Annotated in this window: 16 protein-coding genes; 4 read left to right on the top strand and 12 right to left on the bottom strand. The window is 69.4% G+C overall.

Annotated features, from left to right (window positions below):
* Positions 1 to 88 precede the first annotated feature (88 nt).
* The 6 genes from SLW56_RS19710 to xanC are packed head-to-tail and all read right to left on the bottom strand — an operon-like array spanning position 89 to position 3,708.
* The gene (locus SLW56_RS19710) at positions 89 to 736 is read right to left on the bottom strand and encodes a LolA-related protein (RefSeq protein ID WP_320695354.1); all 648 of its coding nucleotides are present in this window, start codon (positions 734 to 736) and stop codon (positions 89 to 91) included.
* Entirely contained in the window at positions 660 to 1,634 is a 975-nt protein-coding gene (locus tag SLW56_RS19705) for an acyltransferase (protein ID WP_017908318.1), read from the bottom strand. Before SLW56_RS19705 ends, SLW56_RS19710 begins: the two co-directional genes overlap by 77 nt.
* The gene (locus tag SLW56_RS19700) at positions 1,631 to 1,918 is read right to left on the bottom strand and encodes a hypothetical protein (RefSeq protein WP_320695353.1); all 288 of its coding nucleotides are present in this window, start codon (positions 1,916 to 1,918) and stop codon (positions 1,631 to 1,633) included. Before SLW56_RS19700 ends, SLW56_RS19705 begins: the two co-directional genes overlap by 4 nt.
* 9 nt (positions 1,919 to 1,927) lie before the next feature.
* Positions 1,928 to 2,677 (bottom strand): lysophospholipid acyltransferase family protein, encoded by a 750-nt coding sequence (locus SLW56_RS19695; RefSeq protein WP_267084047.1) that lies wholly within the window; start codon positions 2,675 to 2,677, stop codon positions 1,928 to 1,930.
* A 55-nt stretch (positions 2,678 to 2,732) separates the two neighbouring features.
* Positions 2,733 to 3,464: a hypothetical protein gene (locus tag SLW56_RS19690; RefSeq protein ID WP_039726353.1), complete on the bottom strand. Its 732-nt coding sequence runs from the start codon at positions 3,462 to 3,464 to the stop codon at positions 2,733 to 2,735.
* Positions 3,439 to 3,708, bottom strand: coding sequence for a xanthomonadin biosynthesis acyl carrier protein XanC (gene xanC / locus SLW56_RS19685; RefSeq protein ID WP_003470209.1), 270 nt, complete (start codon positions 3,706 to 3,708; stop codon positions 3,439 to 3,441). Before xanC ends, SLW56_RS19690 begins: the two co-directional genes overlap by 26 nt.
* A gap of 131 nt (positions 3,709 to 3,839) precedes the next feature.
* Between xanC and SLW56_RS19680 the strand changes: the two genes are divergently transcribed.
* Genes SLW56_RS19680 through SLW56_RS19670 form a run of 3 tightly spaced genes read left to right on the top strand, consistent with a single transcriptional unit; the run spans position 3,840 to position 6,737 of the window.
* On the top strand, positions 3,840 to 5,198 hold the full coding sequence (locus SLW56_RS19680) for an NAD(P)/FAD-dependent oxidoreductase (protein ID WP_267083985.1): 1,359 nt from the start codon (positions 3,840 to 3,842) through the stop codon (positions 5,196 to 5,198).
* Entirely contained in the window at positions 5,195 to 6,211 is a 1,017-nt protein-coding gene (locus SLW56_RS19675; protein ID WP_152247232.1) for a pteridine-dependent deoxygenase, read from the top strand. The genes SLW56_RS19680 and SLW56_RS19675 overlap by 4 nt, the downstream gene beginning before the upstream one ends.
* Positions 6,212 to 6,233: 22 nt before the next feature.
* Entirely contained in the window at positions 6,234 to 6,737 is a 504-nt protein-coding gene (locus SLW56_RS19670) for an AAA family ATPase (protein ID WP_320695352.1), read from the top strand.
* A gap of 246 nt (positions 6,738 to 6,983) precedes the next feature.
* On the opposite strand, the gene SLW56_RS19665 is transcribed toward SLW56_RS19670, so the two are convergent.
* The 6 genes from SLW56_RS19665 to SLW56_RS19640 all read right to left on the bottom strand — a co-directional run bounded on the left by SLW56_RS19665 (position 6,984) and on the right by SLW56_RS19640 (position 13,776).
* Positions 6,984 to 8,480: an XVIPCD domain-containing protein gene (locus tag SLW56_RS19665; RefSeq protein ID WP_320695351.1), complete on the bottom strand. Its 1,497-nt coding sequence runs from the start codon at positions 8,478 to 8,480 to the stop codon at positions 6,984 to 6,986.
* 15 nt (positions 8,481 to 8,495) lie between these two features.
* Positions 8,496 to 9,065 carry a hypothetical protein gene (locus SLW56_RS19660; protein WP_157835182.1) on the bottom strand — a complete coding sequence of 190 codons (570 nt, stop codon included), beginning with the start codon at positions 9,063 to 9,065 and terminating at the stop codon, positions 8,496 to 8,498.
* Between the two features lie 289 nt (positions 9,066 to 9,354).
* Entirely contained in the window at positions 9,355 to 10,716 is a 1,362-nt protein-coding gene (locus SLW56_RS19655) for an AMP-binding protein (RefSeq protein WP_267093118.1), read from the bottom strand.
* Between the two features lie 103 nt (positions 10,717 to 10,819).
* Positions 10,820 to 11,836, bottom strand: a complete 1,017-nt coding sequence (gene cydB, locus SLW56_RS19650; protein WP_152181435.1) for a cytochrome d ubiquinol oxidase subunit II — start codon at positions 11,834 to 11,836, stop codon at positions 10,820 to 10,822.
* Positions 11,836 to 13,239 (bottom strand): cytochrome ubiquinol oxidase subunit I, encoded by a 1,404-nt coding sequence (locus SLW56_RS19645; protein ID WP_320695350.1) that lies wholly within the window; start codon positions 13,237 to 13,239, stop codon positions 11,836 to 11,838. Before SLW56_RS19645 ends, cydB begins: the two co-directional genes overlap by 1 nt.
* A 177-nt stretch (positions 13,240 to 13,416) precedes the next feature.
* Positions 13,417 to 13,776 (bottom strand): hypothetical protein, encoded by a 360-nt coding sequence (locus SLW56_RS19640; protein WP_043090522.1) that lies wholly within the window; start codon positions 13,774 to 13,776, stop codon positions 13,417 to 13,419.
* Positions 13,777 to 14,043: 267 nt separating this feature from the next.
* Between SLW56_RS19640 and SLW56_RS19635 the strand changes: the two genes are divergently transcribed.
* On the top strand, positions 14,044 to 16,428 hold the full coding sequence (locus SLW56_RS19635) for a S9 family peptidase (RefSeq protein ID WP_320695349.1): 2,385 nt from the start codon (positions 14,044 to 14,046) through the stop codon (positions 16,426 to 16,428).
* Positions 16,429 to 16,693: the final 265 nt, after the last annotated feature.

Below are 16,693 nucleotides of genomic sequence, written 5' to 3'. Positions count from 1 at the left end.
CCCACGCCGCCCTGCGCCGCGCGATCAGCCGCCGCACGCGCAGCCGTCGGGCCGGCAGCACGCTGCCGGCGGGCGCCTCGTGCGGGGATCACGCCGCGTCGCCGTGGCACAGCGCGGTCAGCGCGGCGCCGTCGGCAACGGCGCCGGCGGCCTGCGCGGCACCGGCCAGCAGGGTGCGCTGGACGTCGCCCTTGGCCGGGGTGGTCTCGATGCAGCGCAGTTCGGCGCCACGGCCGTACAGGCGCAGGCTGCGCACGTGCGCGGCCATGGCCGGATCCTTCGGCTGCAACTGCAGCTGCCAGCGCTCGCGGGTGCCGCTGCTGCTGATGTTGAACTGCTGCTGCAGCAGCGCGCGGTCGCCGGACAGCAACGCGCCGAAACCGCTCTGCAGGCCGGCCAGTTCCGGCACGCGCGCCAGCGAGAAGCGCCGCGGCGGCTTGCCGTCGCGCTCCAGCGTGGCTTCGCCGCCGCGCAGGGTGGTGGTCTCGTGGTACGGCGCGATGACCTCGCGCACCAGCGTCTGCGCGTCCGGGCGGCGGTACTCGCCCTGCACCCGCAACGGCGTCTTCAGCAGCGCCGAGCCGCGCAGTTCGACGAAGGCGGTGCTGACCGGCGCCGGCCGCGCCAGCTTCTGCAGGATCCAGTCGGCGTCCGGCGCCTCAGGCGATGCGGCGCTCAGCGGTGCGGCGCTGCACAGCAGTATCAGCATCCACGGCAAGGTGCGGCGCATCGGCATGGCGGTTGTTCCAGAAGTCGTAGAAGTTGAACCAGTTGTAGGGCGCGGAGCGGGTGTAATGCTCCAGCCTGGCGGCGTAATCGCGGATGAGCGCGGCCAGCACCGGCGCACGCTGCCGGCGCGGCAGGTCCAGGCCTTCGCTGAAGGTCTCGAACACCAGCTCGTAGCGGTTGCCGCCGCGGTACAGCCCGAACGCCAGCACCACCGGCACCTTGAGCGCGGCGGCGATCAGCCACGGCGACGTCGGGAACATGGCGCCCTGGCCGATGAACGCGGCCGGCAGCGCCGGATCCTCCGGGCGCGGCCGGTCCACCAGCAGCGCGACCAGCGCGCCCTCGTCGGTGGCCTGCTTGATCGCCATGACGATGGAGGTGCTGTCCATGCCGGCGTCGATGATGTTGGCGGCCAGCTGCGGGTTCAGCGCGCCGAGCAGTTCGGTCATCGCCGGGTTGTGCGCCTTGTCCAGCACCACCTTGACCTGCACGTCTGGGCGCTCGGTGGCCAATACCCGCAGCGCGTCGAAGCTGCCCAGGTGCGAGCCGAAGATCAGCACGCCGCGGCCGCGGTCCATCTGCGTGTGCAACTGGTCCAGGCCGCGGATCTGCACCCGGAACCGGTGCATCTGCCCGCACAGCATGAACACCCGGTCGAGGATGGTGGAGGCGAAGGTGTGGATATGCCGGGCCACCTCCAGCAGCGTGGCCGGGCGATCGAACACGCGGCTGAGGTAGTGCCGCGAATCGCGCCGCTCCGGGCCGCGCACCAGCAGGAAATACAGGGTGATCGGATACAGCAGCAGGCGGCCGACGGCGCGGCCGCCGTAACGGGCGATGCTGCGGATCAGCCACAGGGCGAAATGGCCGCCGCCTTCCGGGCGGTGCTTCCAGCCGGCGCTCACGGCGCCGCCTCGGCGTTCAGCTCGCCGCTGACCAGCAGGTCCTCGCCGCGCAGCACGCGGAAGCGCCAGCGCGGCGCGGTACCGTCCAGTTCCACCCGCGCCGGCTGGCCGGGAAACAGCGGTTGCACGAACTTCACCTGCGGCAGGCGCAGCGGCGCGCGCGCGCCATGCGCCGCCTCGACGGCCTGCAGCACATGGTCCAGCACCACGACGCCGGGCACCACCGGGCGGGCCGGGAAGTGGCCGGGCAGGCTGGGATGATCATGCGGTACGACGAATTGCATACGGGCGACTCATATCCTGGGTTCGAGCATGGCACGGACGGCCTGGTGCGCGCGCTGGGTCACTTCCTGGCGGTTCAGCGGGCCGTCCTCGCCGTTCACCCGGATCGGCGTGCCGATCCGCACCCGGATGACGCCGGGCCGGACCCGGAACAGGCTGGTCGGCGGCAGTACCTTGCCCGCCCCGTCCAGCGCCACCGGCACCACGTCCACCCCGGCGTCGATCGCGGCCTGCAGCAACCCGGCCTTGAACTCGGCCAGCGCGCCGCTGCGGCTGCGGGTGCCTTCCGGGAACAGGCACAGGTCCTGGCCACGGCGCAGCAGCGCCGCCGCCTCGCGCCGCATCATCGCCCCGGCGCGGCGGCTGTCGCGGTCCAGGAACAGCATGCCGGTCGCGCGCGCATACCAGTTCACGAACGGCACCTTCAGCATCTCGTCCTTGAGCAGGAAGCGCAGCGGCACCGGCAGCGCCATGAACAGCGCGCAGATGTCGATGATCGACTGGTGGTTGCTGACGAACAGGTGGTTGCGCGACCAGTCCACCCGCTCGCGGCCCTCCACCTGCAGCCGCGCCCCGGCGCCGAACAGCAGCACCGGCGCCCAGAACCGCGCGCCCATGCGCAGCGGCAGGCGCGGCCCGGTCAGCCGCAACAGCACCAGTGCGACGACGATGCCCAGCGCGGTGTGCGCCAGGGTGAATGCCAGTTGCAGGGCGTTCCACACGGCCCAGGCCATGCGCGAAGGCATCCCAGCCTGCGGCAACTTGCTGTTTTCCTTGATGATCTGCACGACCCTTGCGTCCCCTGCACTTCGCGCGTCAGCGCAACAGATCGCGCCAAAAAACCGGCCCCAGCCGCGCCAGCCGGTGCAGGAAGTCGGGCAGATTACGGTAGGGACGCTGCGGAAACCAGCGCCCGCGCAGCAGGTACTCGCCGACGAAGAAGCCGCCGATGACCCCGTAGCCCAGCAGATTGGCGAACAGCGAGGCGCGCGCATCGCTGATCGGCAGCGGCGAGGCCAGGCCCAGCTGCGCCAGCACCCCGCTGGGCTGGGCGCACAGCGCCAGCAGCAGGTTGAGCAGCGTCAGCCCGACCAGCAGCAGGGTCCAGGCCAGGGTCAGGCGGCGGGTGTAGCGCAGTTGGTCCGGGGTGATCGGCATGCCGGCCTGCCGGTACAGGGCCTCGACGATGCGGGTGATCAGCGGCGTGCGCCCGCGCTGCAGGCTGCGCCCGAAGAACCAGGCCACCCAGGCGGTGAACAGCACCGGCGGCGCGGCCAGCAGCAGCAGGGCGTGCGGCGAGCGCCACAGCGGCACCAGCGCCGCGGTCGCGGCGATGGCCAGCGCCCATGCCCAGGGCCGCCAGCGCGCCATCGGCTCCACCAGCACCATCAGCACCAGCGCCGCGCCAGCCAGCACCGCCAGGTCCGGGCGGTGCGCGGCATTGGCCCAGTGCGCCAGTGGCGAGTAGGCCAGCGCCAGCAGCACGCCCAGGGCCAGCGCCCAGGGCGCGGCGTCGGCCGGCTCAGCTGGTCTTGTTGGCTTCGACATGCGCCGACAGCGCGCGCAGCGAGGCGAAGATACGGCGGTTCTCGTCGTTGTCCGAGCGCAGCTGGAAGCCGTAGCGCTTGCTGATCGCCAGCGCCAGTTCCAGTGCGTCGATCGAGTCCAGCCCCAGGCCGGTATTGAACAGCGGCGCCTCCGGATCGATGTCGCCGGGCTGGACGTCTTCCAGGTTCAGGCTCTCGACCAGCAGCTCGGCCAGTTCACGTTCGGCGGCGGTTTGCGAAGACATCCAGGGGCTTCCAGGCGAAAGGACGGGTGCGACAAGATGGTGCATCGGGCGCTGCGGCGCAACCATCGGCCCGCGAACGGCACGCTATCATGCCGTTTCGCCCCGCCGTTGCGCCCGCAGGTTCCCTCAGGATGACGTCCGCCGCTGTTGCTTCCCCTCCCTCCACCGCACGCGACGCCGCGGCAGACACGCCCGACGTGCTGGTGATCGGCGGGGGGCCGGCCGGCTGCGCGGCGGCGATCGTGCTGGCGCAACGCGGCTGGCGGGTGACGGTGCTGGAAAAGGACTACCACCCGCGCTTCCACATCGGCGAATCGCTGCTGCCGATGAATATGCCGATCCTGCAGCGGCTGGGCGTGCTCGACCAGGTGCGGGCGATCGGCGTGCTCAAGCTCGGCGCCGATTTCCCCAACGATGCCGGCGGCTACAACACCTTCCGTTTCGCGCACGCGCTGGGCGCGCAGTCCGACTTCGCGCTGCAGGTGCCGCGCGCCGACTTCGACCGGGTGCTGTTCGCGCAGGCGCGTGCGGTCGGCGCCGACGTGCACGAGGGCGTCCGCGTCGAGGCGGTGCAGCTGGACGGCGAGACGCCGACGGTGCAGGCGCGCGGCGCCGACGGCGTGCGCCACTACCGGCCGCGCTACCTGATCGACGCCAGCGGCCGCGACACCTTTCTCGGCAACACGCTCAAGCTCAAGCGCGCCAATCCGCGGCACCAGTCGGCTGCGCTGTTCAGCCATTTCCGCGGCGTGGCGCGGCGCCCCGGCGAGGACGCCGGCAACATCAGCATCTATCGCCACGCGCACGGCTGGATGTGGCTGATCCCGCTGCCCGACGACGTGATGAGCGTGGGCGCGGTGTGCGACCCGGAGTACATGAAGACCCGCAAGGGCTGCGACAGCGAGACGTTCCTGCTGCGCACGCTGGCGCTGAATCCGGACGTGGTGGCGCGCATGGCCGGCGCGCAGCGCGTGGCGCCGGTGCACGCCACCGGCAACTACGCCTACGAATGCACGCGCATGAGCGGGCCGCGCTGGCTGATGCTCGGCGACGCCTACGCCTTCGTCGACCCGATGTTCTCCTCCGGCGTGTACCTGGCCATGCACAGCGCCGAGCGCGGCGCGTCCGTGGTCGACGCGGCGCTGCGCGACCCGGCCAGCGAGGCGCGGCTGCAGCGGCGCCTGGAGCGGCACCTGCGCGGCGGCCTGGACGAGTTCAAGTGGTTCATCTACCGCTTCACCTCGCCGACCATGCGCGAGCTGTTCGCGCAGCCGCGCAACGTGCTGCAGGTGGAACAGGCGGTGGTGGCGATGCTCGCCGGCGACGTCTTCGACAACCTTGCGGTGCTGCGCCGCCTGCGCGTGTTCCGCGCCATCTATGCGCTGTCCGCAGTGGCGATGCTGCCGCGGGCGTGGCGCGCCTGGCGCCACCGCCGCCGCCAGGCCCGCGAACAGTTCCACGGCGACACCTTGCACGGAGATACACCATGAGCCGCCCGCACCTGCAGTTTCCGCACCACACGCAGGGCCATCCGCAGTTGCAGGTGGACTACGTCGCCGAAACCGACCCCAGCCAGTGGCTGGCCGAGGATCGCGTCCTGGCGGTATTCGGCTTCGGCGAGACCGCGCCCTACCACGACGACCCGCGCTACCTGCGCGTGCCGCTGCAGCCGCACGGCCCGCGCATGCTCGAGGTGTGGCGCACCGACGCCCCGGTGCACAGCGGCCGCGACGGCGCCATCGCCTGGGCCAGCGACGGCCGCCTGCAGTTCGGCGTCATCGAGATCGACGAGCGCCAGGTCGACCTGGACATCGAGGAAGCCGCCGCGCTCGCCTACGCGCAGATCAGCGCCTTCGTCGCCGGCAGCGCCACCCCGCGCCTGCTGCGCATCTGGAACTACCTCGACGCGATCACCCTGGGCAGCGGCGACCGCGAGCGCTACCGGCGCTTCTGCGTCGGCCGCGCGCGCGGGCTGGGCGATTTCGACGCCACCCAGCTGCCGGCGGCGACCGCAGTGGGCCGCTGCGACGATGCGCGGGTGATGCAGATCTACTGGCTGGCCGCCGCGCAGGCCGGCACCCCGCTTGAGAACCCGCGCCAGGTCAGCGCCTACCGCTACCCGCGCCAGTACGGCCCGCAGCCGCCCAGCTTCGCCCGCGCCATGCTGCCGCCGGCCGGCAGCGACATGCCGCTGCTGCTGTCGGGCACCGCCAGCGTGGTCGGCCACGCCTCCATGCATCAGGGCCAGTTGCTGGCGCAGCTGGAGGAAACCTTCGCCAACTTCGACGCCCTGCTGGCGGCCGCGCGCGAACACGCCCCGGACCTCCCGTCGCAGTTTGGGGACGGCACCCGCCTCAAGGTCTACGTGCGCGAGCCCGGCGACCTGCCGCTGGTCGCCGCCGCCCTCGATACCCGCTTCGGCGACCGCGTCCCGCGCCTGCTGCTGCACGCGGTGATCTGCCGCGACGAACTGGCGGTTGAGATCGACGGCGTGCATGGTTGAACGGCGACGCAAGATCGTCCTGGTGTCCGGCGCCCCCGGCGCCGGCAAGACCACGCTGGCGGTCCCGCTGGCGGCGCACCTGGGCTTTCCGCTGTTCTGCAAGGATTTCATCAAGGAGACGCTGACCGACGCCCTGGGCGATGGCGGCGGCGATCTCGCCGCATCGCGCCGTCTCGGCGGCGCAGCGATGGAGGTCCTCTGGTCGCTGGCACAGCGCAGTCCGCACGCGGTGCTGGAAGCCAACTTCCGACCGCGCAGCGACTACGAGCGCGGCAGGATCGCCGCACTGGAGGCGAGGCTGGTGGAAGTCCATTGCCACTGCGGCCATGACGAGACCCTGCGCCGCTTCCGCGCGCGCGCCGCGACGGGCACGCAGCACGCGGCACACCCCCTGCGGGAACTGCCGCCCGACCTGCTTGCCGACTATCCCGGCCCAATCGGCCTGGGGACGGTGATCGACGTGGACACCCGCATGCCGGTGGATCTGCCGCGCCTGTTCGCGCAGGTCGCCGCCGCGCTTTCCTGAGCGGGTACCGGCACCGGCGCTGCCGCGCCGGTTCCGCCCGCGCGACGCACTGCCCCTGGGCTTGCGCCCAAGTGCGGTCCGTGTGGGACGGAAGCCGTGTCGCTGCTTGCCCAGCGCAAATCACCTTGGAGGTTGGACCTAACAGAGCGCACCGCAGCAAGCGCGTATGCGTCGATGTTTCGCGCCGCTGCCTTCCATCCCACGCATGGCCATTCCAACCCGCCGGCCACGCAGTGGCGACATGCACTAGCGCGTCGGCGCGGCCAGGTGACGGTCCAATTCCGGCTGTGTGGTGCGCTGCTGCTCCTGCCCCAGCGCCTGATTGGCCAGCGCCAGTTTCTGGTCCGACTGCTCCACGGGCGTGGCCAACGCCCGCTCCACCGGAACGACAGCGCGCTTCATCGCCGGGTCGTCCAGCGCGCCCTGCACGGCGATCAGGTTGCCGGTCTTCCCCAGCACCACGTGGTCGACCCGCTCCAGCGCATTGCCCGGCAACGAATAGCCGGCCGCGCCCGGATACATGTCGCGGTTGTCCTTGCAGGCCGCCAGCAGGCTGCGGCTGAGCCGTTCGCTGTCGTGGTCGTAGGTCTTGCCCAGGTCGGAATCGATCTTGCGCATGCCGGCGCGGATCTGTTCCAGCATGGCGTGATCGGGATGCCCCGGATGCGAGGGATCGTCGTTGCGGCCCACGTCGACCTCGCGTGCCGGAGGCGTCGTCAGTTCCGGCAAACCGTTGGCCAGGGGCGATACATGCCGATGGGTGTCGGCGGTGTGCTGCAGCAGTCCCGCGACGGGCGGCTGCATGCTGCTGTCGAAGTACGGCAGCGGCCGCCGATCCCTGCCCAGATCCAGCCCGTTCTCTTCCAGCAGCGACTCGCGCAGATGCAGCCGCGACAGGTTCAGCGCGATCTGTGGGGTGTCGTTGCCTGGTTGTGGCGGATGGCTTGCTCGCTCCGTCTGTGCGATGAACGAGATCGCATTGGTTGCGTAGTAGTTGGGATAGTCAGAGTTTCCGAGCGCGCCCAGGCCACCGGGGCTTCTAGGCAGCTTATCGAAGTAGTTCTGCCCCATTGCCTCCAGATTGCCCGGGGTTGAACTCAGCGTCAGATCGCTATTGATGCTCAAGTTCTGCTTCAGCTCATAGGACAAACCACGCGGCCCACTCTTGACCTCAATAAAGTCAGCCATTCGACCTGGCTGCTCGCGATAGATGTCTTGAAGCGATGGATGGGGATTGACTGCTTTCACCTTGCTTACGACAGCGTTCCATCCCGCAATTTCTGCTCCAGCCTCATCGCGCCGATGCTGAGCCAACAAGGTATTGAGAGGCTCGGTATAGTCGCGAGGCTCTGACTGGTGCCGCGCAATGTGCTTCACCGCGTCATGGAAAGCTTCGCGCGCTCGCGCAGTGTCAGCTGCATTGAAACCGTGTTGCAGCTCGTGGCCCAACACGAATGTCAGCTCGCCGGCAGCGGGCAACCTGCCTCCAGGCAGCGCAGTGAGTCGCGCCAAGGGGATCCGCATGGACTGCGTCTGAGGCTCGTACTCACCGCCAGCATTCGGATTGGTCAATGGCACGATCTGCTTGAGGTACTGTCGCTCAACTGCCGTGTTGAACTGATCTACCAATGCAGGAGAAGCGTTGACGATCGCCCGCAAATTATCCGCTTGCTCTCGAGTGACGCCAGGTTGGGTAGAAAATGCCGAAATGACAGTTTCAGCTTGTGGACTGAGCCCCGCCATGATGCTCTCCTGCGATCAAGTGACAACGATCGTCCTGACGCAGGAACGACCGCTGCCTGTGTCCGATGTCCACACATGCTCACCTTCGGGATAGACCTCCACATGCATTCCCGGACGATCAAAAGAGTCGTACAGAAGCCGACCATTCAGCAGGTTCGGCTGTCCTGGTGCCGGCTGCGGAGGCGAATCGAAATTACGCTGCCGGGCAAATCCCATTTCTTCCAACTGACGAGTGAATTGATCGAAGTCGAGTTGGCAGATATCCCCCATTTGCGGCGAAGCGCCTGAGACAACCGGATTGAATCCGAAGTCCAAACGGGGAGGAACGGCACGCATATCGACCTCAAAGCCATGAGCCCACTCCGGGCTTACCTGCTCGCCAAATCCATAACGTTCCACGCCGTTCTCCCCACGCTCCACCGCCACCCCCATCACCTCATGCAAGCGCTCCGGCGTGAAGTCGGCCACGCTTCTGCTGGTCCGGAGCAAGGTCAGCAATCGGCTGAGCATCTGCTCGGCGCTCAGCTTGGGCGACACGGGCGCGGCGGCCTGATCGGCGGCGCCGGACGAGGGGGACGAGGTCATGGCGGAAGATTCCTTGGCAGGAGGCGCAACGGCAGGCGTCCGCGCGGGCGCATGGGTGCAGGCCCCGCACAGCAGCGAGGCGATCAGGACGAGAGAAGCCCGCTGGGGCATGCGGCACATCCTTGCGGCGCGAAGCGATGAGCGCAGTATACGAACACCGGCAGGCCCCACAGCAAGCCGCCCACTGAACCATCTGCAGCGATGCAGGCTCGGCGTTTCACCAGCAGCGGTCGATTGACCGCTTGCCAAGCCGGCCTGATCCAGATCCCGGTGCGATTCGACCGCCCCGTCAGTCCTCGCGTGCCGCCAGCAACGCCAGCAACCGATCGCGCGGCAGCTTGCCGGTCTCGTTGCGCGGCAGGGCGTCGAGCAGGCGCAGGCGGCGCGGCAGGAACACCGGATCCAGTTCGCGGCGCAGCGCGGCGAGGATCGCGGCCTCGTCGAGGGTCGGCGCCACCACCACCGCGGCGATGCGGCCCACCGCCTGGCCCGGTTCCGGATCCAGTTGCAGCATCGCGCCGTCGACCACGCCCGGCAGGGCCAGCAGGCGCCGGGTGAGGTCGGCCAGCGAGGCGCGCTTGCCGGCGATCTCCAGCAGGTCGGCCTGGCGCCCGCGCACCTGGAAACGGCCGTCGGCGTCCACTTCCATCAGGTCGGCCAGCAGCACCGGCTGCGGCAGGTGCGGCGCGTGCACCAGGGTGCCGTCCGGCTGCGGCGCCACGCGCACGCCGGGCAGCGGCGTCCACGGCACTTCGCAGGCGGTGCGGCGGCTGGCGAACACGCAGGTCTCGGTCGAGCCGAACATCTCGCGCACCTGCCCGCCGAAGCGCGCCTCGGCGGCGGCGGCCAGTTCCTGCGCCAGCGGCGCGGTGGCCGAGACGATGCCGGCCAGCGGCGGCAGGGCGACGCCGGATTCGACCAGCGCACGCAGATGCACCGGCGTGGTCACCAGCAGCCGGGGCGCCGGCAGCTGCGCCAACGCGCGGGCCACGTCCTCGGGAAAGAACGGCCGCCCGGCGTGCACCGCCAGCGGCGTCACCAGCGGCAGCAGGATCGACAGCTCCATGCCGTACATGTGCTGCGGCGGCACCGTCGCCACCACCTGCGGCACCGCCGTGTCCGGCCACAGCCCGACCAGCGCCAGCAGGTCCTGGCGGGTGCTGGTGAGGAAGCTGCCCCAGGTCTTGGGATTGGGCTTGGGCGCGCCGGTGCTGCCGGAGGTGAAGCCGATCGCCACCAGCGCGTCGTCGGCCAGCTGCGGCATCGGCCCGTCCAGCGACGGCAGCGCGTCCGGCAACTGCCAGTAGCGCGGCGGCGGCTCGGCCAGCGCCAGATCGCCCAGGCAGTAGCAGTCGGCATGGGTGCGCTGCACCTCGGCCACCACCGCCGGCGCGCGCGAGGACGGCAGCAGCGAGGTCTGCCCGCGCAGCGCCACCGCGCAGAACGCGACCATGAAGCGGTAGCGGTCCTCGCACAGGTTCAGCGCGTGCCGGCCGGCCGGCAGCACCGCGGCCAGGCCGCGCACGTGGCCAAGGAAGGTGGCCAGGTCGATGTGTTCGCCGTTGGCGAAGGCCAGCGGTCGCCGCGCGTCGCCGACGGCGAGCGGATGCAACAGGGGCGCGGCGGGAATCTCGGAGGAAACGGCGGACATGCGGGGCGGCGGCTCGGGCGGGCGATGACCCGCACGGCGCGGGAGCCGGTAGCTTGGCCGCCGCCGCCGCCGCTGGCAAGCCGGCCTGCCGCGGCGGCCGCCGTCAGTGGTGGTAGCCGGTATCGGCGGTGATCTTGCCGCGGAACACCCGGTACGACCACGCGGTGTAGCCCAGGATCACCGGCAGCAGCACCGCCAGCCCGGCCAGCACGAACCCCTGCGAGGACGGCGGCGAGGCCGCTTCCCAGATGGTCAGCCCGGGCGGCACGATGTTCGGCCAGATGCCCAGCACCAGGCCGAAGAAGCCGAGCACGAAGAAGCACAGGGTCAGCACGAACGGACGCGCATCGCGGCCCTGCGCCATCGCCGCCCGCCACAGCGCCAGTGCGTTGACCAGCACCAGCAGCGGCACCGGCGACAGCCACCAGAAATTCCCGTCGTGGAACCAGCGCGCCATGATCCGCGAATCCAGGAACGGCAGCCAGGCGCTGACCAGGCCCATGAACACCACCACCACCAGTACCAGCGGCCGGGTCAGGGTGCGGGCGATGCGCTGCATCGCGCCCTCGGTCTTGAGGATCAGCCAGCTGCCGCCGAGCAGCGCGTAACCGAACACCACCGCCGCACCGGTGAGCATCGAGAACGGGCTGAACCAGCCCAGCACGCCGCCCAGGTACTTGCCGTCCTGCAGCGGCATGCCTTCCACCAGCGCGCCCAGGATCACCCCCTGCCAGAACGCGGCGCACAGCGAGCCCAGCGCGAACGCCCAGCCCCACAGGTACTTGGAACTGCGCGCCTTGAAGCGGAACTCGAAGGCCACGCCGCGGAACACCAGCGCGATCAGCATCAGCAGCACCGGCAGGTACAGTGCCGACAGCACGATCGCGTAGGCCTTGGGGAAGGCCGCCAGCAGACCGGCGCCGCCGAGCACCAGCCAGGTCTCGTTGCCGTCCCAGATCGGCGCGGCGGTATTCATCATCAGGTCGAGCTGATCCTCGTCCTCGGCGAACGGCGCCAGAATGCCGAGGCCGAGCACGAAGCCGTCCAGCAGCACGTACATCAGCACGCCGAAGCCGATCACGCCGAACCAGATCACCGGCAATACGGTCGCCATGTCCATCAGCGGGTCTCCTCGATGTCGTCGTCGGCCGCCGACAGCGGTCGTGCGGGGGTCTTATCGCCTTCCTGCATGCGCGGCGCCGGCTCGTGCGGCAGCGGCCCGTGGCGCAGCATGCGCAGGATGTACCAACTGCCGAAGCCGAACACCAGCGCGTAGGCGAGCACGTACACGCTCAGCGAGATCCACACCATCGCCGGGCTGAGCGTCGGGCTGACCGCATCGCGGGTGTGCAGCAGGCCATAGATCACGTAGGGCTGGCGCCCGATCTCGGTGACGAACCAGCCGGCGACCAGGGCCACGAACCCGGCTGGCAGCATCGCGTTCCATGCCAGGTGCAGCGCGCGCCGGCGCAGCAAGGTGCCGCGCCACCAGAAGAACAGCGAGACCAGCGCCAGCAGCAACATCGCCATGCCCAGCCCGACCATCACCCGGAACGCATAGAACACCGGCTTCACCGGCGGCCGCTCGTCCCGCGGCACCGCGGTCAGCGGAGTGATCTCGCCATCCAGCGTGTGGGTGAGGATCACGCTGCCCAGGCGCGGGATGGTCACCTCGTAGTCATTGCGCTCGGCGGCCTCGTTGGGCACCGCAAACACCACCAACGGCACGCCCTGCCCCTTCGCCTCGCCGTGCCAGTGCCCCTCCATCGCCGCCACCTTGATCGGCTGGTGCTCGAGCGTATTCAGGCCATGCGCATCGCCGGCGGCGATCTGCAACGGCAGCGCGATCGCGGCGAACGCCACCGCCAGCTTGAGCATGCGCCCGGCTGCATCCAGGTGCTCGCCGCGGCGCAGGTACCAGCCGCTGACCCCGGCGATCACGAAACAGGTGGTGATGAATGCGGCCAGCACCATGTGCGTGAGCCGGTACGGGAACGAGGGATTGAAGATCACCTCGCGCCAGTTGGCCGGGTGGAACACGCCTTCGACCACCGCATAGCCGGCCGGCGTCTGCAGCCAACTATTGGCCGACAGGATCCAGAACGTGGAGATCAGCGTGCCGATGGCGACCAGGCAGGTGGCCAGGAAGTGCAGCTTCTCCGGCACCTTGTGCCAGCCGAACAGCATCACCCCGAGGAACGAGGCTTCCAGGAAGAACGCGGTCAGCACCTCGTAGCTGAGCAACGGACCGAGGATGTTGCCAGCACGTTCGCTGAGCACCGCCCAGTTGGTGCCGAACTGGAAGCTCATCACGATGCCGCTGACCACACCCATGCCGAAGGACACGGCGAAGATCTTCAGCCAGAAGAAGTACAGATCGCGCCACACCGTGTCGCGGGTGCGCAGCCAGCGCCACTCCAGGAACGCCAGCCAGCTCGACAGGCCGATGGTGAAGGCTGGGAACAGCACGTGGAAACTGATGACGAATCCGAACTGGATGCGCGACAGCAGCAGGGCGTCCATGGGTAGCGCCTGAGGCAGCGGAAACGATGCCTATTGTTGGTGCGGCGCGGCGAAATGGGATGTGACGGTTTGTCGCAGCGCCGCCATTGCCGCAGGGTTGGCGCAACCGCGATAGCGGAAAGAGGGCTCTGTTCGAGGCTCGGTTCATCGGGCCCCGTCTCAAGCCCGGCGCCTCCATCAATGAGACAACGCCAACTCTACCTTGACTTCCTTTTTGCATCGCATGCTCACCTCGGGAAACTTCCACTGTCCGACAGCATCAAGCACCGCTTCAGCGTATCCTGAATCGGGGAATCTCCTTCTCTCCAACTGCTTGATATCGACCCTCGATATTTCGGCAACCGATACGTCGCCGTTCCTTTCGATCACGATCGCGACGTAGATCGAGCCGATGAACTGGCTTCCCGTGCGCCCTGGCAGCGCTGGCTGAATGGTTTCGAGCGGGCGCAAGCTGGAGGCGCAGTCGGTCTTCGGCAAGTCGTGCGTTTGCGGTCCGCCAACTGTTGCAAGCGCCGCCCACACAAGCACACTTTTCATGGTTCCCCCAGCGTTTGCATGCTTGCTCAGTGGCGTGTCGACCCTGGCCTGCGTCATTCCAGGCCGTCGTGACCTGAAGCGACGCGCGGTGTGACAAGCAATCATGGCGCAGCCACCGCGTGCGCCGACTTACCCGATGCGGGTCCGCCAACACCCTCGCCAAGATTACAAGGCCTCCGCTCCCGGTGGCGCCCATGACCAACGGCGCAATCGCCGCCACCCTGGCGACTGCTACGCTTGCGGTTTGCCGTTCGCCCGGAATTCCAGATGCGTCGTCTCGCCCTGAGCGCTGTTGTGTTGCTGTCCCTGTCCTGCCTGCCGCCGCTGGCCGCGGCCCAGGAAGCTGCCGCCCCGCTGACCATCGAGCAGGCCATGGCCGATCCGGACTGGATCGGGCCGCCGGTCGAGGACGCCTGGTGGGCCTGGGACGGGCGCCAGGTGCAGTACCAGCTCAAGCGCACCGGCAGCCCGGTGCGCGACACCTACCGCCAGGGCGTCGACGGCGGCGCCGCGCAGCGGGTCGAGGACGCCCAGCGCAGCACCCTGGACGCGGCCAACCCGGTCTACGACGCACGCCGCCAGCGCATGCTGTTCGTGCGCAACGGCGACGTATTCCTGCGCGACCTGCGCAGCGGCGCGCTGACCCAGCTGACCCGCAGCAACCAGGCTGCCGCGCGGCCGCAGTTCACCACCGATGGCGGCGCGCTGTGGCGGGTCGGCAACGACTGGTACCGCTGGAGCCCCGGCGGCGGCGTGCAGCAGGCCGCGGTGCTCAAGGCCGAGCGCGATCCCGATGCCGCGCCCAAGCCCGACGTGCTGCGCGAGCAGCAACTGCGCACGCTGGAGACCCTTGCCCGCGACCGCGCGCAGCGCGAGCTGCTGCGCCAACAGGAGCAGGCCTGGCGCCGCGCCGACAGCAGCCGCGCGCCGGCACCGGTGTACCTGGGCGACGACGTGGTGGTCGACGACAGCGCGCTGTCGCCGGACGGCCGCCACCTGCTGGTGGTCACCCACGCCAAGGGCGCCGAGGAAGGCCGCGACAGCAAGATGCCCAAGTACGTCACCGAATCCGGCTACGCCGAGTTCCAGGAGGCGCGCACCCTGGTCGGGCGCAATTCGCCGGTGGCGCAGACCCTGTGGCTGGTCGACGCGGTGGCCGGCAGCGCACGCAAGCTCGACCTGTCGGTGCTGCCCGGCATCGGCACCGATCCGCTGGCGGCGCTGCGCAAGGCCGCCAAGCAGGAGCCGCTGCAGGGTCCGCGCGCGGTGCGCGTGGAAACCGACGGCGACGGCAGCGGCGCCTCGATGCACTGGAGCGAGGACGGCCGCAATGTCGCCGTGCTGCTGCGCGCGGTGGACAACAAGGATCGCTGGATCGCCAGCGTCGACCTGGACAAGGCGGTGCTGCAGCCGCGCCACCGCCTAACCGATCCGGCCTGGATCAACTGGAGCTTCAACGACTTCGGCTGGATGCCGGACAACCAGACCCTGTGGCTGCTGTCCGAGCAGTCCGGCTATTCGCACCTGTACACCCAGCGCGGCAACGAGAAGCCGCGCCAGCGTACCTCCGGCAAGTGGGAAGTGTCCGCGCCGGTGGTCAGCGCCGACGGCCAGGGCTTCCTGTTCCTGTGCAACCGCAAGTGGCCGGGCGACTACGAGGTGTGCAAGCTCGACCTGCGCAACGACAGCGTCGCCGAGCTGACCTCGCTGGACGGCGTGGAGGACTTCGCGCTTTCGCCGGACGGCCAGCAACTGCTGGTGCACTACTCCGGCCCCTACCTGCCGCCGCAACTGGCGGTGCTGCCGGCCGCCGGCGGCAACGCGCGCGTGCTCACCGATACCCGCAGTGCCGCGTTCAAGGCGCGCCCGTGGGTGCAGCCGCAGTTCGTGCAGGTGCCGTCCAAGCACGGCGCCGGCACCGTCTGGGGCAAGTACTACGGTCCGGCGCAGCCGGAGCCGGGCAAGCTCTACCCGGTGGTGATGTTCGTGCACGGCGCCGGCTACCTGCAGAACGTGTCGGCGCGCTACACCCCGTACTTCCGCGAGCAGATGTTCCACAACCTGCTGGTGCAGAAGGGCTACATCGTGCTGGACCTGGACTACCGCGCCAGCGCCGGCTACGGCCGCGACTGGCGCACCGCGATCTATCGCGACATGGGCCATCCGGAGCTGGAGGACTACCTCGACGGCCTGGACTGGCTGGTCGACAGCAAGCAGGGCGACCGCAGCCGCGCCGGCATCTACGGCGGCTCCTACGGCGGCTTCATGACCTACATGGCGCTGTTCCGCAGCCCCGGCACGTTCAAGGCCGGCGCCGCGCTGCGCCCGGTGGCCGACTGGAGCCAGTACAACCACGAATACACCTCCAACATCCTCAACACCCCGGACCTGGACCCGGAGGCCTACCGCACCTCCTCGCCGATCGAATACGCCAGCGGCCTGCGCGACCACCTGCTGATCGCCCACGGCATGGTCGACGACAACGTGTTCTTCAAGGACTCGGTCGACATGACCCAGAAGCTGATCGAGCTGCACAAGGACAACTGGGAGATCGCGCCGTATCCGCTGGAGAAGCACGGCTTCACCCGCGCCGATTCCTGGCTGGACGAGTACAAGCGCATCCTCAAGCTGTTCGAACGCGAGCTGCGCTGAGCCGGCCGCATACCGAGGCGCCTGCCGTCGACGTGCGGCAGGCGCAGCGCCCGCGGGGCGCCTTCGGCACAGCGCCAACCACCGGTGTCCGTCACGCATCGCGCCGTTCCGCAGCAGTCAGCGGTCATGCATCCGCGACGCGCGAGGTGGTGAGCCTTCCGATGGCGCAATGCGTCGGGACTGAAGTCCCTCCCACAGTGCACCCGGCGGGCTCGCCGCAAGCCCCTGTGGGAGCGACTTCAGGGCACCTCGAACAACCTGCCAG

The organism is Xanthomonas sp. LF07-6 (assembly GCF_034105445.1).
GTDB classification, from domain to species: Bacteria; Pseudomonadota; Gammaproteobacteria; order Xanthomonadales; family Xanthomonadaceae; genus Xanthomonas_A; species Xanthomonas_A sontii.
The sequence above is the reverse complement of the archived record's forward strand: the minus strand, read 5'-3'. Positions and strand labels throughout refer to the sequence as shown.

Bases quoted from the DNA above. Each gene is read 5' to 3' on its own strand.
- SLW56_RS19675 (WP_152247232.1), top strand. From the start codon at position 5,195: ATGAGCCGCCCGCACCTGCAGTTTCCGCACCACACGCAGGGCCATCCG.
- SLW56_RS19635 (WP_320695349.1), top strand. From the start codon at position 14,044: ATGCGTCGTCTCGCCCTGAGCGCTGTTGTGTTGCTGTCCCTGTCCTGC.
- SLW56_RS19690 (WP_039726353.1), bottom strand. From the start codon at position 3,464: ATGTCGAAGCCAACAAGACCAGCTGAGCCGGCCGACGCCGCGCCCTGG.
- cydB (WP_152181435.1), bottom strand. From the start codon at position 11,836: ATGGACATGGCGACCGTATTGCCGGTGATCTGGTTCGGCGTGATCGGC.
- SLW56_RS19680 (WP_267083985.1), top strand. From the start codon at position 3,840: ATGACGTCCGCCGCTGTTGCTTCCCCTCCCTCCACCGCACGCGACGCC.
- SLW56_RS19700 (WP_320695353.1), bottom strand. From the start codon at position 1,918: ATGCAATTCGTCGTACCGCATGATCATCCCAGCCTGCCCGGCCACTTC.
- SLW56_RS19710 (WP_320695354.1), bottom strand. From the start codon at position 736: ATGCCGATGCGCCGCACCTTGCCGTGGATGCTGATACTGCTGTGCAGC.
- SLW56_RS19645 (WP_320695350.1), bottom strand. From the start codon at position 13,239: ATGGACGCCCTGCTGCTGTCGCGCATCCAGTTCGGATTCGTCATCAGT.
- SLW56_RS19655 (WP_267093118.1), bottom strand. From the start codon at position 10,716: ATGTCCGCCGTTTCCTCCGAGATTCCCGCCGCGCCCCTGTTGCATCCG.
- SLW56_RS19660 (WP_157835182.1), bottom strand. From the start codon at position 9,065: ATGACCTCGTCCCCCTCGTCCGGCGCCGCCGATCAGGCCGCCGCGCCC.
- SLW56_RS19665 (WP_320695351.1), bottom strand. From the start codon at position 8,480: ATGGCGGGGCTCAGTCCACAAGCTGAAACTGTCATTTCGGCATTTTCT.
- xanC (WP_003470209.1), bottom strand. From the start codon at position 3,708: ATGTCTTCGCAAACCGCCGCCGAACGTGAACTGGCCGAGCTGCTGGTC.
- SLW56_RS19640 (WP_043090522.1), bottom strand. From the start codon at position 13,776: ATGAAAAGTGTGCTTGTGTGGGCGGCGCTTGCAACAGTTGGCGGACCG.